Origin of the sequence: Shewanella sp. MSW (genome assembly GCF_007636515.1) — a bacterium.
GTDB lineage: Bacteria > Pseudomonadota > Gammaproteobacteria > Enterobacterales > Shewanellaceae > Shewanella > Shewanella indica.
The window spans coordinates 1-16772 of sequence record NZ_LVDR01000018.1 but is presented as its reverse complement, the minus strand read 5'-3'; the positions used below and the strand labels follow the sequence as shown (position 1 = coordinate 16772).

The 16772-nt window shown below is 55.3% G+C and carries 15 protein-coding genes; 6 read left to right on the top strand and 9 right to left on the bottom strand.

Going from position 1 to position 16772, the window contains the following annotated elements; translation table 11 throughout:
• The first annotated feature begins 97 nt into the window (after positions 1-97).
• Positions 98-3592 (top strand): hypothetical protein, encoded by a 3495-nt coding sequence (locus AYI96_RS16735; RefSeq protein ID WP_144362032.1) that lies wholly within the window; start codon positions 98-100, stop codon positions 3590-3592.
• A gap of 109 nt (positions 3593-3701) precedes the next feature.
• Here AYI96_RS16735 and AYI96_RS16730 read toward each other — a convergent pair whose 3' ends face one another.
• Positions 3702-4400: a glutamine amidotransferase-related protein gene (locus AYI96_RS16730; protein ID WP_039034585.1), complete on the bottom strand. Its 699-nt coding sequence runs from the start codon at positions 4398-4400 to the stop codon at positions 3702-3704.
• Between the two features lie 86 nt (positions 4401-4486).
• Here AYI96_RS16730 and AYI96_RS16725 point away from each other — a divergent pair, with 86 nt between their 5' ends.
• Positions 4487-5314, top strand: a complete 828-nt coding sequence (locus tag AYI96_RS16725) for a helix-turn-helix transcriptional regulator (RefSeq protein WP_233962818.1) — start codon at positions 4487-4489, stop codon at positions 5312-5314.
• Positions 5315-5351: 37 nt separating this feature from the next.
• Here AYI96_RS16725 and AYI96_RS16720 read toward each other — a convergent pair whose 3' ends face one another.
• The 5 genes from AYI96_RS16720 to AYI96_RS16700 all read right to left on the bottom strand — a co-directional run bounded on the left by AYI96_RS16720 (position 5352) and on the right by AYI96_RS16700 (position 10504).
• Positions 5352-5750 carry an acyl-CoA thioesterase gene (locus AYI96_RS16720; protein WP_039034584.1) on the bottom strand — a complete coding sequence of 133 codons (399 nt, stop codon included), beginning with the start codon at positions 5748-5750 and terminating at the stop codon, positions 5352-5354.
• 346 nt (positions 5751-6096) lie between these two features.
• On the bottom strand, positions 6097-7890 hold the full coding sequence (locus AYI96_RS16715; RefSeq protein WP_039034582.1) for an AMP-dependent synthetase/ligase: 1794 nt from the start codon (positions 7888-7890) through the stop codon (positions 6097-6099).
• A gap of 137 nt (positions 7891-8027) precedes the next feature.
• Entirely contained in the window at positions 8028-9260 is a 1233-nt protein-coding gene (locus AYI96_RS16710) for a hypothetical protein (RefSeq protein WP_144362031.1), read from the bottom strand.
• Complete coding sequence (locus AYI96_RS16705) at positions 9257-10108, bottom strand: ABC transporter ATP-binding protein (RefSeq protein ID WP_101095100.1); 852 nt, start codon at positions 10106-10108, stop codon at positions 9257-9259. Before AYI96_RS16705 ends, AYI96_RS16710 begins: the two co-directional genes overlap by 4 nt.
• A gap of 12 nt (positions 10109-10120) precedes the next feature.
• The gene (locus tag AYI96_RS16700; RefSeq protein ID WP_039034579.1) at positions 10121-10504 is read right to left on the bottom strand and encodes a GntR family transcriptional regulator; all 384 of its coding nucleotides are present in this window, start codon (positions 10502-10504) and stop codon (positions 10121-10123) included.
• Between the two features lie 131 nt (positions 10505-10635).
• On the opposite strand from AYI96_RS16700, the gene AYI96_RS16695 reads away from it, so the two are divergent.
• From AYI96_RS16695 to AYI96_RS16685, 3 genes are read left to right on the top strand one after another with little or no spacing between them, the layout of a single operon-like run.
• Positions 10636-12078 carry an alpha/beta hydrolase gene (locus tag AYI96_RS16695; protein WP_251767438.1) on the top strand — a complete coding sequence of 481 codons (1443 nt, stop codon included), beginning with the start codon at positions 10636-10638 and terminating at the stop codon, positions 12076-12078.
• The gene (locus tag AYI96_RS16690; RefSeq protein ID WP_028780402.1) at positions 12075-12809 is read left to right on the top strand and encodes an ATP-binding cassette domain-containing protein; all 735 of its coding nucleotides are present in this window, start codon (positions 12075-12077) and stop codon (positions 12807-12809) included. Before AYI96_RS16695 ends, AYI96_RS16690 begins: the two co-directional genes overlap by 4 nt.
• Positions 12806-13942 carry an ABC transporter permease gene (locus AYI96_RS16685; RefSeq protein ID WP_372584299.1) on the top strand — a complete coding sequence of 379 codons (1137 nt, stop codon included), beginning with the start codon at positions 12806-12808 and terminating at the stop codon, positions 13940-13942. Before AYI96_RS16690 ends, AYI96_RS16685 begins: the two co-directional genes overlap by 4 nt.
• A 124-nt stretch (positions 13943-14066) precedes the next feature.
• Here AYI96_RS16685 and mog read toward each other — a convergent pair whose 3' ends face one another.
• The 3 genes from mog to AYI96_RS16670 form a co-directional block, all read right to left on the bottom strand.
• Positions 14067-14600, bottom strand: a complete 534-nt coding sequence (mog, locus tag AYI96_RS16680) for a molybdopterin adenylyltransferase (protein WP_025009110.1) — start codon at positions 14598-14600, stop codon at positions 14067-14069.
• Between the two features lie 73 nt (positions 14601-14673).
• Positions 14674-15513 carry a hypothetical protein gene (locus tag AYI96_RS16675; RefSeq protein ID WP_052248132.1) on the bottom strand — a complete coding sequence of 280 codons (840 nt, stop codon included), beginning with the start codon at positions 15511-15513 and terminating at the stop codon, positions 14674-14676.
• A 16-nt stretch (positions 15514-15529) separates the two neighbouring features.
• A complete protein-coding gene (locus AYI96_RS16670) occupies positions 15530-16045 on the bottom strand; it encodes an NlpC/P60 family protein (protein WP_144362029.1) in 516 nt (171 codons plus the stop codon).
• Between the two features lie 237 nt (positions 16046-16282).
• Between AYI96_RS16670 and AYI96_RS16665 the strand changes: the two genes are divergently transcribed.
• Positions 16283-16555, top strand: coding sequence for a DUF4242 domain-containing protein (locus AYI96_RS16665; RefSeq protein ID WP_071476313.1), 273 nt, complete (start codon positions 16283-16285; stop codon positions 16553-16555).
• Positions 16556-16772: the final 217 nt, after the last annotated feature.

The following is a 16772-nucleotide window of genomic DNA, read 5'->3' as shown; positions in this document are numbered from 1 at the left end:
GATTTTTACTTTTGCGCGGTCGCCCCCATGTCGGTATTTGTTATCATCCCGCCACCTTTTAAAGGCCTTTGGCCTTAGCAGTTACTGAGTCAGGAAGATGCAGTCATTTAAAAAGCACACTCTTATCCCGCTGGATCCCCAAGATCCCCTCTCTATAGCTCAAGCCCTGACTCAATACCGACATCAATTGCAGCAAAGCACTATTCTGCGTAAAGGGATGTTCGATATTGAATTTGTCGCCGCGACAGACAGCGGCAACCGCCGCCTGCAGATCGATGATCTGCAAGATTCAGGACTGCGCAGCCTGCTGCAGGAAGCCCTGAGTCTGGGCCCGGATGGCGAAGTATTCACGCTGCCGCCACTCATCAGTGACGAGTGTGACCTCTACCTCTCTGAACCTTTGCTGTTCGCTATTGCCATGCAACACCCTCACCTGACCCCCGAACTGCTAGCAACCGCCGAGGCCATGATAGACTTCGCCCGCAGGCACAATGATCTGCAGCGCATGTGGCTGGACGACAGCCGCATTTTCGGGGTCGAGGCCCTGTTTCTGCTGGCCCGGCGCACGCCCGAACTGGCCTGGCTATTGGCACGCTTTCTGATCCCCGCCTGGGACAATGTCTACAGCAATGGCTATGAGCAATATATGGCACGGCTGCTCGAGCTCAATGGCTGGAGCCCGGATATGCTGCGGGCCTTTGTCTGGTGCGACAGTGACCATCTGCGCCAGGGCTTCTTCTACAGCGGCGAAACCGGCATTCAGAGTCATCAGCCACTGGCCGACTTCCTCAAGCAAAATTCACAGCAATATCCTCTGTTCAAACAGCTGTTGAGCGAGCGTTTACTCAATAGCCCGAAACTGCTCGCCGCCGAAGACCGCCCACTCGGCAGAGTCGATGCCGTGCTGCATTTCTTTGTCAGCATGTACCCGATTGAGTTTGCCTGGTTTGAAGTTGAACAGAACGAGGGGCTGGATACCCTGCTTGAAAGCCAGTTTATCCGCGCCAGCCTCGAAGAGGAGATAAGCGACCTGCGCGCCGCCATAGAGAGCCAGGCCAGTGGCGCCCTGGCCTGTTACAGATGCGGCATAACCGAGAGTGTTGAAACCGACGCAGATGAACAAGAAGGCAGCTATCAGGATGAGGACGATCAGCGGCCGGGCAGGCTGCTGCGTCTGTTAAAGCCATTGGTACTGGCGCAACCCCAAGGCGCGGCATTGTGGCAATATCTGCATGATGGCCGCCAACCCCAGGCGCTGGCGGCTCAGCAACCAATAGCATTAATTCCCGCCTGTAAGGCCAAAGCCCTGGGGCTCTATCACTATATAGTCGACTACTGCGTTACGGCAGAATCCAATCGACATATTGCCGAAGAGCTGAGCAGTATTCTCAGCGATAGCCGTTATGAACTGCTCTATGGTGATCAAGAAGATGTCGAAGCCTTTGCCGATATTTTGCCATCAAAGACTCTACCGCAAAGGCAACAGCAGTATTTACGCCTGCTGGATATCTGGTTCGCTTGGCTTGGTAAACCCGAGCTGGAAGAGATCCGCGAAAACCTGGTCGACGATGAAGGACTGCTCGATGATGTCCAATATCTGCAGCGCTACGGCAACCTCAGTGACACCAGTGAGCAGGCGCTGCTCGAGGCGCAACTGGCTAAACTGCTGCAGCAATGGAACGACAAGCGCCAGGTCTACAACCGCCCCTTGTTGAACAAGACCCTGGCCTTGTTCCGGCAACACCGCCAGCTTGCCACCCCGGATAACTGGCCACTGAGCCAAATGGAGCTCGGCCACTATGTGTTGCTGGCCTTCCTTTGGCAACAGGACTGTCTGGCCGGGTGCCATGACGCCACCAGCCGGGCGCTGAGCGAGAGATTAAACGCTAATAGCCCTTGGGAACTGCTTGCCGGGCAAGTGCTCAAGCAGGCCGCAGACGATGCCACGCCGCTCAAGGCGTTTATCTGTCGGCCCGAGCCCTCTCTTTGTGAGCTTGAGGCGCTGCAACTGGCACAAGACCAGCTCTATCGAAGAGGGCGTGATGATGTTGGCCGCCAATTGACCCTGGAACCCATCAGTGACTTCCAGCCCAAATACCTATTGTTCGACAAACAAGACAGTTTTCGCCGCGGTGCCATGCTGTGCTATTTCCTGCTGGCCTCGCAGCAGGCTTTCACTCACTCCTCGGCTCAGCCAAATGAGCCGCAAGCACCGGCTCTCATACTGGCCCGGCGCCTATGGCAATGGCTGCTGGAACTAGCGCCACTCAAGCTCTTGCATTATGCCGCCATGCCTTACAGTGACGATAATTTCGACCCTGAGTTTGACTCTGATACCGAGCGCCTGGGCTTTGTCAGCAGCATGCAATCACTCGGCGTCAGTGAAGCCCTACTGACAGTGTTTGACTTCCAACTGTCGCTGAGCAGCGGCGATGGCGATAACACACTGCGCGCGCTAGCGCAGCTGAGCCAGTTGGCCCAGGCCTCATCGAGCCAGGCAGATCCACTGCTGCAGGCACTGAGACGACTGCCGGATAGAGAGAAGCTCAATGCCTTCGAACTGCTGGAGCTGCAATACCCCGGACAAGGCTTTATCCAACACCCCGAGCTGCAGCGGGAGTTGTCACTCTGCCTCGAGTATTTTATTCGCGACAACCTCAAGAGTTGGCAGCGGGTACTGGCTCAAGACTTTGATGGCCGCTGCCAGTTGCTGGAGCGGGGCATAAAGCAGCCTGTGGTTGCCGCGCCGCAACTTGTGGTTTGCGAGCAGGCCCAAGATGACAGATGGGACTGGCTCAATGTCAGCCTGCTTCGGCGTCAGGGTGAAGAGTTACAGGCATTATTGCTGACCCAAGCGATACCGCCGGAGGGCTTGCCCCAAGGTGTTGCGGGCGAGGTGCTGCTGTTTGACGAGAGTGTCAGCGCCGAGGAGATCTTGGCGGCATTCAAGGCCCTGTACTCGGTCGATGCCAGGGTCGCCTTGGTCAATGCTCGACTGCAAGCATACCTGAGTGGTGAACTGCCGCTGGCAGCCATGCAAGCCTGCCTGCAACGCCTGTTCGCCCTTGAAGAGCTGAGTATCTACTCATCCTTCGAGCGTTATGACCTCAAGCAGTGCCTGTGGCTGCTTCCCACCCCAACCCGGCAGCGACTGCTGCAGCTCCTGCTTGGCTACCAATTAGGGTTTGAACTGTTCGATAAGCAGCTATTGCGGGCCTTTATGGCCGACAAGGTGCGCCGCGGCGACTGGCCAGCAACGCGATACATAGACAGGAGATACCAGGACAGCGATGAGCTGCAAGAAGCCGCGCTGAGCTGGCTGCTGCAAACCTTGGAGCCGCTGCGGCTTGAGCCGATGAAACTGCTGCGTTTTTGCCTCGGCAAGGGGGAATATGAGGCTCCCTGTGACTGGCTAGTCGCTCAACTGAGAAACGGCACGCTGACGCCCCTTATTACTCAGTTGACTGTCAATGAGAAAATCGAGCTGATCGATTGCCTGGAAGGCGACTACCCCGACGCGGCCGAGTTGCTCTCGGCACTGGCCAACGATGACTCCCGCCGGGTCAGAGATGCCATGGCAGAGCTTGCCTAACCGCCGCCGATTTGGGTAAGGCAAGGGGTTTGGCGGGCTACATAGGCTATGGACCACATAGACGCCTAGCAGCATGGGCACGCCTTTTAGGCTGTCTATGCTGCCCGCTTCAGCGCACCAGCCAGTCCAGAAATTGCCATAGCAAGACATTCATCTCCTGAGTCTCGGCCTGGCGCAGTACATCAGGTGGCTGCACCCAAGGATGGGGCTGACTAAACTCGGCGGTACTGTGACTGATAAGCGCCTCTATCGCCTCGGCGTCAAATTCCAGATGGCACTGAAAGCCGTACACTCTGGCACCATATTCCACTATCTGCCTCGGACATACCTCACTGAATGCCAACACCTTGCTATCGGCCGTCAGCCCAGGCATATCATGGTGCCAATGCCCCAGAGTGACACTGTCGCCGAAGCTTTCCAGGCCTGGATGCACCCTGCCGGCCGCGGTTAAGGTCACGGGAAAGAAGCCTATCTCAACCTCTGGGCTGGGTTCGAAAGAAGCACCGAGCGCCTCGCCAATCAGCTGTGCTCCCAAACAGATACCCAACACAGCCACCTGCCCGGCAATGGCTCTGGCTATCAAGGCCTGTTCCGCCCGGGCATCAAAATAGTGGCACTCGGCAATGCCGGTTGCCGGTGACTGTGGGCCTCCGAGCACAACCAATAAACCTACGCCTTGGAGGCTCTGCGGCAAGGATTCACCAAGCCAGAGGCGGGTATAGCTGGCTTCATAGCCGCGCGCGCGACACCAGTTCGCCAAAACCCCCGGCCCTTCGAAAGACTCATGTTGAATAAAATGTACCTTCACCTGTCGCTCCCGCGTTTGTTGTTCAGTTGACCGTCATGTTAGCCTTGACAGCAGATCGACAGGTATCGACACAAAGACAGATAACATTGCCAAACCGCCAAGCTATTTCCCCAACAGATACCCTAGCTTCAGAAGCACGGTTCGATGCCAACGGGCTGATAGCGGCTTATCCCTACGCCCGGGTGCTCAGCAAAGTGCTGTGGATGCCCAGAGGGCATGTCGATAGCTGGCACTGCCACAACTGGCATCAGTTGGTGTTTCCGGCAAGCGGCCTGTTACAGACTCAGGTCAGGGATACCCGCTTTATACTGCCCCATAACGGCGCCCTGTTTATTCCGGCAACCCAGGAGCATGAGTCCAGAGTCCTGGTGGATACCCAGTTCATCGGTCTCTACCTGGATCCCGCATATAGCCAGGGCTTTCCCACTCAGGCCAAACCCTTGGCAGTATCTCCCTTTCTAAGGGAATTGCTGCTACATATGACACAAGCACCCAGCCCGCAAGCCTCAGACGCAAGGTTGAGGTTATTGGCGGTTCTCAAGGATGAGGTGATCCAGGCGGCGCCCTATCGTTTGGGGTTACTGCTGCCAAAAGACAAACGTCTGCTGCGGATTTTTGATGAACAAGTTGCCAGGCCGGCATTGGAAATGACTCTGGCGCAATGGGCCGAGCGGGTGGGCGCATCCGAGCGCACTCTTTCCCGGCTGTTTGCCCGGGAACTGGGTTGCAGCTATCCACTCTGGCGCCAGCACCTACGTTTGTTGAGTTCGCTGACGCAGTTGGAACAAGGTGAAACAGTGCAACAGGTGGCATTTCAGGCGGGCTATCAGTCCGATTCTGCCTTTATCTGTGCCTTCAAAGGTCTCTTTGATCAGACACCTCACCAATACCGTAGCCAGAATAGGCCAACGTAGAAGACGCTGGCTTAATCTGTACTTGGAAAACGCCGACTCACTCCCGCAGCAAAGACTGCAGACGCTGACGGATCTCATCCGGAATAGGTCGACTCTGCTCACAGCTGTAGTCGTAGTGCACCAGGGTGGTCTTGGCTTCGGCGGTCAGCAGCTCTCCCTGCCAACTCTGTTGCAATACTTCGAACGAGCTGTTGCCTATGCGGCTGACCGAGGTCAATACTCTGACTGTCTTACCGTAATAGGTGGGCGCCTTAAAGGCGATGGTGAATCCGGCCACAATCAGGTTCCAGTTAGCCAGATCCAGACCTGGGTTGAAGATTTCGAACACAGGCTCTCTGGCAGCTTCAAACCACACGGGCAGCACAGTGTTATTGATATGGCCCAGGCCATCGGTTTCATTGAATCTGGGTTGAATATCCAGGCTTAACGCTTCCATAGGGTATCCTATTGTTATTATTGTTGATTAAAACTCGCACTTGTCTTTGCCGACCTTCAGCTTACCATTCATGGCACCTGGCTCAACCATCTTGCCGGTCGCCGTCATCCACTTGAGGTGTCCACGGGGGGGCGTAAGCCAGTTCAGAGGCGAGTGAAAATGATGAGAACATCAGGAGAAACAAGCCTGTGAGCCAGCCCTGTTGGAATAGTCCTTCCATATACTGCTTCCTTGAGAAATGGCCTTGGCAACAAGGTCAATCTTGGGCGCCAATACTACAACAGCCAAGATTGAACCTGAAGGAATCAGGATATTAAAAAGGCTGCCCAGGCAGCCTTCTTCGGACTTAACCGCCATACATGGCGTTAATTTCACGGGAATACTTGTGATAGATCATCTTACGTCTGAGCTTGAGGGTCGGGGTGATTAAACCCGCCTCCATAGAGAAGGCCTCAGGCAACAGGGTAAACTTTTTAATCTGCTCAAAACCCGCCAGTTCCTGTTGCAGGTGTTTGAGCCGTTCTTCAAAATGCTCCACCACATGGCTGTGACGTATCAACTCCAGCGGCGACTCATAACGGATCCCCTTCTGTCTGGCCCAAACCTCCAGAGCTTCAAAGGCAGGAACGATTAGTGCCGTCACATAGTTACGGGCATCGGCGACTACCGCCACCTGTTCGATGAAGGGGCAGCAACCTACTTTGCCTTCGACCCGCTGTGGCGCAATATACTTGCCATTGGAGGTCTTCATCAGCTCTTTGATCCTGTCGGTGATAAACAGATTACCCTGTTCATCCAGGTAACCGGCATCCCCGGTCTTGAGCCAACCATCCTCGAAGGCTTCGGCGGTGTCTTCGGGACGGTTAAAATAACCGCGCATCACGGTATCGCCGCGAACCAAAATCTCATTCTCGGCCCCGAGACGAATTTCCACTTCGGGCATACAGCGACCATTGGAACCTGTCACCCTATTGTCCAATGTATTACAGGTGACGGTTGCCGTGGTTTCTGTCATACCGTAACCACAAAGCACCGGCAGGTTAATGGCAGCAAAGAATGCACTCACTTTAGCATCCAAGGCGGCACCACCACAGGGCATCAACCGCAGACGACCGCCAAGAGCCGCTCTGAGCCGGCGATAAACCAACTTGTCAGCCAAATACCACTGCAATGACAATTTTTTACTGGGTTGAGCCCGGCCCTGCATCACTTCAAACTGGCGTTCGCCCACAGCCAGAGCCCAAGCAAATAACTTGCGATTGCCATTCCCGGCCCGGGTCACTTTATCCTGTACTGCGCTGTAAACCTTCTCCAGGAATCTGGGCACCACACACAAGGTGTGAGGACGCACGGCGGCAATGGCTTCCTTTACCCTATGAGTGTCAGCCAGGTAGACATTTCTGCCACCACGACTGAGTACATAGAAGGTCCAACCGCGCTCATAAACATGGCTCAGAGGCAGGAATACCAAGGAAACCTGATCCGCTTCAAAGGGGATCAATTGGAAATGTTGGCGCATAGCCGAAGCAAAGTTACGTTGATCCAGCATCACCCCCTTGGGATCGCCGGTGGTGCCTGAGGTGTAGATCAGAGTCAGCAGGTCATCCAGAGTGGCATTCTGTTCACGGACAGCCAACTCAGTGCGTGCTTCTTCGGATACAACTTGGTTCAGTAATACATCCAGATGATGATGATGCAGTTTTTCCAAAGTAACATGTTTGTCAAACACCACCACAAGTTCCAATGTCGGACACATTGCTTCTAACTGACAAGCCAGTCGATACTGCGCCTTATTGGCCACAAATAAAACTTTTGCGCCGGCATCATTGATGATATAGGCAGCTTGCTTCAGGGTGGAGGTAGGGTAAACCGGCACCACAACGCCACGGGCACGAACGACGCCGACATCGGCGCAAGTCCACTGCGGGCAGTTATGGGACAGGATCACGGCGCGATCCTGAACCTCAAAGCCATTGGCAATCAGGATTCCGGCAATAGCCGCACTGATGCGGTCAAATTCGTTCCAGCTGACCTTATCCCAAGGCGCAGCTATTTCGAAGCCTTCCAGGGCGATATCCTCTGCACGCGCTTCAAGCTGCTGACGCAAGAGATGGGTGATTCTGTACTGCTCTAGAGACATAACTCGGTTTACCTTTTTAGCTTACAGCTGTTCCGCTTTTTGCGATTCTACCCCAAGGCTCAAGTAAACATAAGAGCTTTTGCTCTAGTTTCGTACAGTATCACGCTTCCCCCATAGAGATCAGACCAGTTGTGGTATCAAGGTTCAACGACTCCTGTACGCCATAATCTACGGCTACAACGATGAAACACTACTAGCGCCAATACCAGCATAATCAGGTCAAGGCTCAGCCAAACAACGCTGCCCGAACCTTGTTGTAACCCCCGTGCCAGGCCGGAACTCCAAGTAGAATTGACAATAAACAGCAGCATGACGCCAGCCAGATAGCCTTTCTGGTGGCTGATACTTCCCAGCGCCAGGAGCAGCGCCGAGCCCCAGAGAGCCGCCAGCAATTGGTGCACTCCAGCTAAGCCTTGGGTTTCGCCGACGAACCAATCCAACATCAGGATCAAGGTTAACATCAGCCCCAACAACGCCAGCAATCGGGTTTGACCGCGGGCAAATGCGGCCGTCAACCCAGCAAGTCCAGTATGCCCGGGCAGCAACAGCAATAACTCAGCCCCTCGCCAGCGTTGCAGCCGACTCCAGTGCACCAGGGAGCAGATGAGCATGGCTAACTGGCCGGCGATATAAATCACCGGCAATTGTTTATGCCAACCTAAATTAACAAGTATCAACAGCAGACTGCTGCCCGGCAGCAGGATCAGCAACCAGCTCAAGGTGGGGCCGATGAAAAAATTGACCGGATGCAGCCAGGCTTCCAACCTCAGCAGCGGCGGCCATATCCCCAGCCTTGGGCCTAAAACCCAACCCGCCTCCAGCCCATTGAGATAGATGCTACGCGCCTGTGGGTGCCAGCAAAGCAAGCGTAACTGTCTGGCGAGCATGACCAATAACACTGCCGTTGCCAACCACCAGCTCCAGGCGGGTAACAGACGGGCAATGGACTCGCTGATTGGCAAGACCAAGAACAGCAGTACCGACCAGTAAAAACACTTGGGATAGCGCAAACATGCCAGTACAAACGCCAGCCCCAGACTCCAGGCAACACCTTGAATAGCCAAATTCGCAGGTGAAATCGCCAAACAAATAAGCTGAACCAGTATCGCCAGCACTGTGGCCTGCAGCAGTAGCGCCTTTTTAAAACCCGGCACCAATACCAGCCATTCACAGGCGGCCAGACGATTGGATTGCCAGGCAAAGGCGGCACATCCAGAGAGAATTGCCATTGCCTGGAACATCCCGGTCTTGTCGCTATCCCCACTCAACTGTATCACCAGGGCCAAAAACAAGCCCAGTCCGGCCGTTATCAGGAAGCTGACACTGCCGATATCTTTAAGCCATAAGGCAGGGAAAAAAGCCAGCCTCATGGATGCAGCTCCATAAACAGCTGCTCCAGATTCAGGCGGCGGGCATCTATCATGCCGGGCAAGGCCTGCCCCCGATAACCATCCACCACACAGCCGGCACGGGTTGTCGCCAACAGCCGCATGGATTCGGGCAACTGGATGTCACTGTCTGCAGCGAACTTCAGCAAACGCACCTCCTCCCTGAGCGCATCTATCTCCTTAAACAGCAGTAATTCCCCTGCTTTCAGCAACGCCAGATGACTGGCGACCCGTTCCAGATCTGAAGTGATATGTGATGAAAACAGTACGGCGGAACCTGATTCCAACGCCAGCTCGAACAGATCAGCCATAAAACGACGTCTGGCAACGGGATCCAGACTGGCCACAGGCTCATCCAACACCAGCAACTGAGGTCGATAGGCCATTGCCATAATGAGCGCCAGAGACTGACGTTGTCCCCCTGAAAGCCGTTGCACCTGAGCTTTGAGATCCAGACCGAAACGCTGCAACCATTGTTGCTGCAACTCCATGTCCCACTGAGGATAGAAACTGCTGTGCATGGCCAGCGCCCGCTCGACACTGAACCCCTCATAACCGAAGGGCTGCTGCGGCACATAGCCCAAACGCTGCTTACGGCCTGAATCCAGCTGCTGCGGCGCCTGTCCCAGAGTCGTCACCAGGCCACTGTCACAGGGAATGATCCCAAGCGCAATACGCATCAGGGTCGATTTACCGGCGCCATTGGCACCAAGCAGCCCTACCACCATCCCTGGCTCCAACTGCAGATCTACCGCGGTTAACACAGATTTGCCGTCGAAGCTCTTGTCGACCTTAGTGAAACACAATAATGACCCGGCTGGCTGTTCCATACGTTTTCCCTGTTATTCCTTGGTTTGGGGCCAATATTTGACTACCAGCTGCTGCAGCCCCTGCTGCGACAACCCCAACTGTTGCGCCGTCACCAACAAGTCTTCAAGCTGCGGCGTTATTATGGCCTCGGCCGATAGACTCTGATGAGCCTGACGCAGGGCTACCCGGGTTGCCTGGCCGCGTCGCCGCTCTAGCCATCCCTGCTCCACCAACTGCTGCACCGCCCTGGAAACTGTCATGGGGTTTACAGCCAGATGCTCAGCCATCTGCCGCACCGAGGGCAATACGGTTTCCTCGGGCAGCTGACCGCCGACGATCAGATGAATAATCTGCTCGCTCAATTGGCGGTAGATGGGGTCGCCGCTGCTGGGGTTGACATTCAATAGTTCTAACATTAGCCTTGAAACACTGTATTAATACATTGATACAGTAATTAAACTAACACAATCCGGCAGGAATGCCAAAAAGGGACACAAGCATGAAGCAAAGGAACTTTGGCCAACAATACTGGCCTGCCGTAACCAGCATGCTGTTGTTGGCACTGGGGCTCTGTTGGACGCCGCTGAGTCAGGCACAGACAGCTTCCGAAAGCACGGGCTGTTATATCGACGGTCTATCTGAGCGTCTGCGTTGCGGCACAATTCGAGTCGCGGAGGATCCGCAAAAACCCGATGGCCGCCAGTTGGCAATCCACTATGCCGTCTTGCCGGCCATCAAGAATACCGCCCCCGATGAAGCCGTATTGGCCATTTCAGGTGGGCCGGGACAGTCGGCCATCGAAAATGCCGCCACCTTCAACCTGATCTTAAGCAAAGTGCGTCAAAACCGGGACATATTGCTGATAGATCAGCGCGGCACCGGCCAGTCCAACGCCCTTGAATGTGCAGCGTTGGATTTGGAACAAACCCTGGCCTATAACGACGAAGCACTGGATGTCGAACAGGAAACCCGTAACTGCCTGAGCAAGTTGGATGCCGATATCAGCCAATACGGCAGCGAGCAAGCATTGCACGACTTCGAAGCGGTTCGCCGGCATCTGGGTTATCAGAAACTGCACCTTTATGGCATCTCCTACGGCAGCCGTATGGCCCAGCTCTATATGCGCCACTATCCAGAGGTACTCAAAACAGTGACCCTGGATGGCGTCGTACCTATGCAGCAGAGTGTGCTGGCCATAGGCGCCGCCATTGGCCGGGCCCAGGATCTGCTGCTGAGCGATTGTGAACAGGACGCTTTGTGCGCTCAAACCTACCCACAGTTGCGTCAGGAACTGAACCAACTGGCCGAGCGCCTGGGGCAACATGCGGTGATGAAGAAGGTGCCTCATCCGGTAACCGGCGATATCGCCATGCTGACCCTGACCCGTAGCAAGCTGCTCGGCAGCCTGAGAATGGCGCTCTACAGCCCATCGATCAGAGCCTTGCTGCCCTACGCCATCCACCGAGCGGCAATGGAGGAATACCAACCCCTGCTGGGGCTGATGGCTCTCAGTGTCGATAGCACAGGTATCGCCATGGGCATGCACGCCGCCGTGGTTTGCGGTGAAGATTGGCCCAGATTGACCGCCGCCGAGCGTCAACAGGCCGAGGCCAGCGTCATAGGCAAAGAGATGCTCAGCAGCCTGGACAGAAGCTGCCCTATCTGGAATGTCCCTGCCGCGGCGGCCACCTTTGCCGAGCCGATAACCAGCGATATCCCCACCCTGCTGCTTTCCGGAGCCAAGGACCCCGCCACGCCGCCATCCTGGGGCGAGCTGGCCATGGCCCAGTTGAGCAACGCCAGACACTTGATCTCCCCCTATGCCACCCATGGTGTTGCCGCCCAGTCCTGCGCCAATGAGTTGATCGCCGAGCTGGTCAAGGGCACGGCGCCGGACAAGTTGGATGGCGAGTGTCTCAACAAAGATGTGCGTCGCAGTTTCTATCTCAACGCCAGCACAGTGGAAGCCATTCCAGGAGGAACAAAATGATCAAGGTGACCAATCTGAGTAAGCGCATTGGCAAGGTTCAAGCCCTGGATGGCCTGAGTTTCAGCGCCGAAGATGGCATGATTACCGGCCTGCTCGGCCCCAATGGCGCAGGCAAGACTACCTGCCTGCGCACTGTGTTTGGCCTGTTGAAACCGGACGAAGGCATAGCCGAAGTCGACGGCATAGATGTCGGTCGCAATCCGCTGGCGGCCAAGCAGCAACTGGGGTTGTTTCCGGATCCCTTCGGCCTCTATGAACGCCTGAGTCCGAGGGAATATATTCGTTTCTTCGCCGAACTCAGCGGCATGCCGAGCAAGGCCGCCAAGCAGGCAACTGCCGATGTGCTCGGCAAACTCAAGATGGACGATATTGCCGACCGCCACTGCAAGGGCTTTTCCCAGGGGCAGCGGATGAAGACGGCACTGGCTCAGGCCATAGTGCATCAACCGACCAATATTATTCTCGATGAACCCACCCGCGGGCTGGATGTGATGAGCACCCGGGTTCTGCGGGAGCTGCTGTTGGATCTCAAACGCCAGGGCCACTGTGTGTTGTTCTCCAGCCATGTGATGCAGGAGGTCGCCGCCCTCTGTGACAAGGTGATAGTCATGACCCAGGGACGCGTGGTGGCCGTTGGCAGCCCGGCCGATCTATGCCGTCAAACCGGTAAGGAGTCATTGGAAGATGCCTTTATACAACTGATAGGCACGGATGAGGGGATAGCCGCATGATGAGTCGACTCTTGACACTGGTTCGCAAGGAACTGCTGGATGCCGCCCGCGACAAGCGTTCTGTAATGGCAGGTCTCTACTATGCCATAGGCACGCCGTTGATCATGTGCGGTCTGTTTGTGGTGCTGATTGGTCAGCTCTCCAGCCCGGATGATCTGCAAATTCGCATAGACAACGCCGAACAGGCGCCGGATCTGGTGCGCTATCTCGGCCAGAAGGGGATAAATCAGGACAGCGGCGAGCAGGCAGGCGCTCTGATACTGCAGATAAGCGAGCAATATCGGGCGCAGATGGCCAAAGGCGAAAGGGCCGAGGTGATCCTGATAGCCGACAACTCGGATGAAAAGCTGCAGAAATCGATTCGCCGTCTGGAGCGGGCGCTGCAGGGTTATTCCTCCGAAATGGGCAGCCTGCGCCTACTGGCCCGCGGTATAGATCCCAGGATAATGCAGCCGATTAAGGTGCAACTGCAGGATCAGGCCACGCCAGACTCCAAGGGCGGAATGATCCTCGGGATCGCCATTTTCACCATGATCTACTCGGTATTTATTTCCGGGATGAATCTGGCGATAGATACCAGTGCCGGCGAACGTGAACGCAACTCATTGGCGCTGCTACTGAGTCACCCTGTCACTCCGAGGCAATTGGTGATCTCCAAACTGCTGGCGGTGACTGTGTTTGCCATGCTGGGCTTGATGCTGATTTTGCTGATCTCCAAGTTTGCCTATCCCATGGTGCCCTGGCAGGAGCTCGGCTTCAGCATCAGTATCAGCGCCGAGTTTATTGCCCTGATGCTGTTGATAGGCTTGCCGGTCGCCCTGCTGGCCGCCAGCATGCAGCTGTTTGTGTCCTTCCTGGCCAAGACCTTCAAGGAAGCCCAGTCCTATCTGACCATAGTACTGTTCGTGCCCTTGGCCCTGGCAATGACCGCCAGCTACGACATAGCGCCGGACACCTTGCAGTGGTTGCCGGTCTCGGGGCAACAACAGGCACTGATGGCTTTTATCAAGGGTAAGGAGTTGCCGCTGCTGCAGCTATTGGTATCCAGCTTGCTGACGTTGGCCATCGCCGCCGCCCTGGTGCTGGGACTGGAACGCTCACTCAAGAGCGAAAAGGTGGTGTTCGGCCTCTGATCCCCCAAGGCCGCAAAAGAAAAGGCAAGCCGAGATTCAATATTGGCTTGCCTTTCGGTTGCCGAAACCCCGAAACCCGTCCCCCGAAACCCAAGGGTATCGGCCGGGTAAAAACCGGGTTGGCTTATTTCGCCTTGGGACGAAACGGCTTGATCACTGTCTCATCACATTCGAGGAAGGGGCCTTCCATCAAATCGATACAGTAAGGAATCGCCGGGAATACCGCATCCAGGCACTCACGAATCGACTTGGGCTTACCCGGTAAGTTGACTATCAGGGTGTCATCTCTCAACCCGGCGGTTTGCCGTGACAAAATCGCTGTCGGAACAAACTTGAGTGACTCGGCGCGCATCAGCTCGCCAAAGCCAGGCATCATACGATCGCACACGGCTTCGGTCGCCTCGGGCGTAACATCGCGCTTGGCCGGCCCTGTGCCCCCTGTGGTCACCACCAGACAACAGCCGTCTTCATCGGCCATCCGCTTGAGGGTGGCTTCAATCACCGCCCTCTCGTCCGGGATCACTTCATAAACACTTTCCCACTCACTGGTGAGATAAGCATTGAGAGTCTCTATGATCGCCTTACCGGAAATATCTTCATAGACTCCGGCGCTGGCACGGTCACTAACGGTTACTATCCCGATTTTGGCTTTGGCCATGCTGTTCCCCTTGGCAAAAATACTTGTGTTGCAGTGGCGCCTAACATACCACAATTAGGCTTTGCTGCCCCCATCAACGGGAGCATTTTGTCGTCTCGGGATCGGGAGTCTCAAGAGGCTTGGTTCTCAAGCGGTGCCAGGCGCTCAACGCCAGCAAATACAGGGTTGCCACCACAAACGCCAGCACAGTTCCCCAGACAATGCCGAGCCGCGGATAGAGCCAGCTCACCGCAATCACATAACACATGAGCGACCCCAGGCCTCTGGGATAATGCTTGATAATGGTTTGTGCCTGCGGCGCACCATAGGCCAGATGAATGATCAACAAAAACGGATAAAGCGTAATGGGGAAAGCGGCCAGAATACCGGCCTGAGCCGGCGTCAGCAGTTTGGCCGCCGCCGTGACCAACAGCACTATTATGGCGGCTGCCGCAGCCCTAAGCAGCAATACCAGTGGGCTGAGTCGAACGGGCTTGGCTACTGTAGCGTCCGGTATTTTGGCAAGCACCAAACCCACAAGCACAATCGCCAGCAGCAGCGCCAGGCTTCCGCCGAGGAGATTAAGATTCAACAGACTCAGAAGATAGCCACTGAGGCCAAAGGCCAGCAATCCCAGGCCTGACCCCAGCAGTGCCACTAACGGCAGTGGCCGCCCACCGCCGAGACGAATACCCAGGGCATAACCACAAATCAGCAGCAACGAAGCGATAAAGCCGGACAAGGCGGCGGTAGCACTGGCGGCAGCAAAGGGCTCACCCAATTCAATGCCGATAAAAAACAGTGCGATAGCCGTACCAAGCGGATAGCCGGACAAAATACCCGCCACTCTGGGGCTGACCCGCTCAGCCACCAGCGACAGGCCCACCACGGCTATGATGGCGGTAGCTATTTTGGCGAGTAACAGGCTATCCATCTCCCTTCTCCCGACACTAGAGCAGGCGCCTGGCCTGCCAATACTTTTGCTTCCAGTAGCTGTTATCTAACGATGAGATCATCACCCCCTGACTGGTAGAGGCGTGCATAAACTCATTGTTGCCTATATAGATCCCCACATGGCGGCTACTCCAGCCAGTCTTGAAGAACAGAAGATCGCCCACCTTGAGCTGGCTTTTCTTGACCGCGAACCCCAGCTTGCGCTGTTCCTCCACTGTGCGCGGCAGCATGATGTCGCTCAATCGCCGGTAAGTCAGGCTGACAAAGCCCGAACAGTCGACACCTCGCTTGCTCATGCCTCCCAAACGATAGGGAACCCCATGCCATTCTCGCTGCATCGTCAGCAGCCGCTGCTGTGACAGGGGCACTTGCTCAAAGCGCTTGGCTTCGGACTCTGTGCCCACTTGGGGCTTAGCCACTGTAGCCGGAGCGGAAACAGGATCGGGACGACCGGAACAGCCACTCAGGGCGCCCAACAACAGGAATGTCGCCAATATCTGCCACAGCTGCATGCACTTTCCAACTCAGATGCCATTGAAGAACCCCTAATGTGCAATAAGCCGCCGCTATTTGCAAAATCTGTGGTTAACATTGAGTTTTCCTCGGCCAATAAAGCAGATATATCAACTGAGCTAAGATGTTTTCATTTAAACCGGCATGCCAAAGAATCACAGCGACCAGAGCTCTAGCCAAGCGGAAGAGCTTCCCTTCAGGAACTATACTCAGCAAGATCCCGTAAGGAGGTTGTTATGCCTAAATTCATCATTGAAAGAGACTTACCCGGAGCCGGAGGTTTATCCACGGCAGAGTTTCGTGAAATCTCACAAAAGTCCTGTGCCGTGTTGGAAGATATGGGGCCGAAGGTCCAGTGGGTAGAGAGCTTTGTGACCCCAGATAAGATCTACTGCGTTTACATAGCCCCCAATGAGACACTGGTGCGTGAACATGCGGAAAGGGGCGGTTTTCCTATCAATGCCGTCAATGAGGTGAAACGTTCAATCGACCCAACGACGGCGGAGTAACTCAAAAGGGACTTTGCTTGTCCAAAGTCCCTTGTATCCTCAAGGACACCCCAACGTAGCCGAAATCCCCGCTGGCTTATTAATTTGGACGCTCAAAAGACAGGACGCTCAAAGAAAAGACAAGAAAAGACAGGACAGCCATATCTTTTTGATGTTTCGCCCAGGCTTGACTAGGCTTTGAAATACCCATCAAAGCTCAGTCGAGGTTGGTTATGAC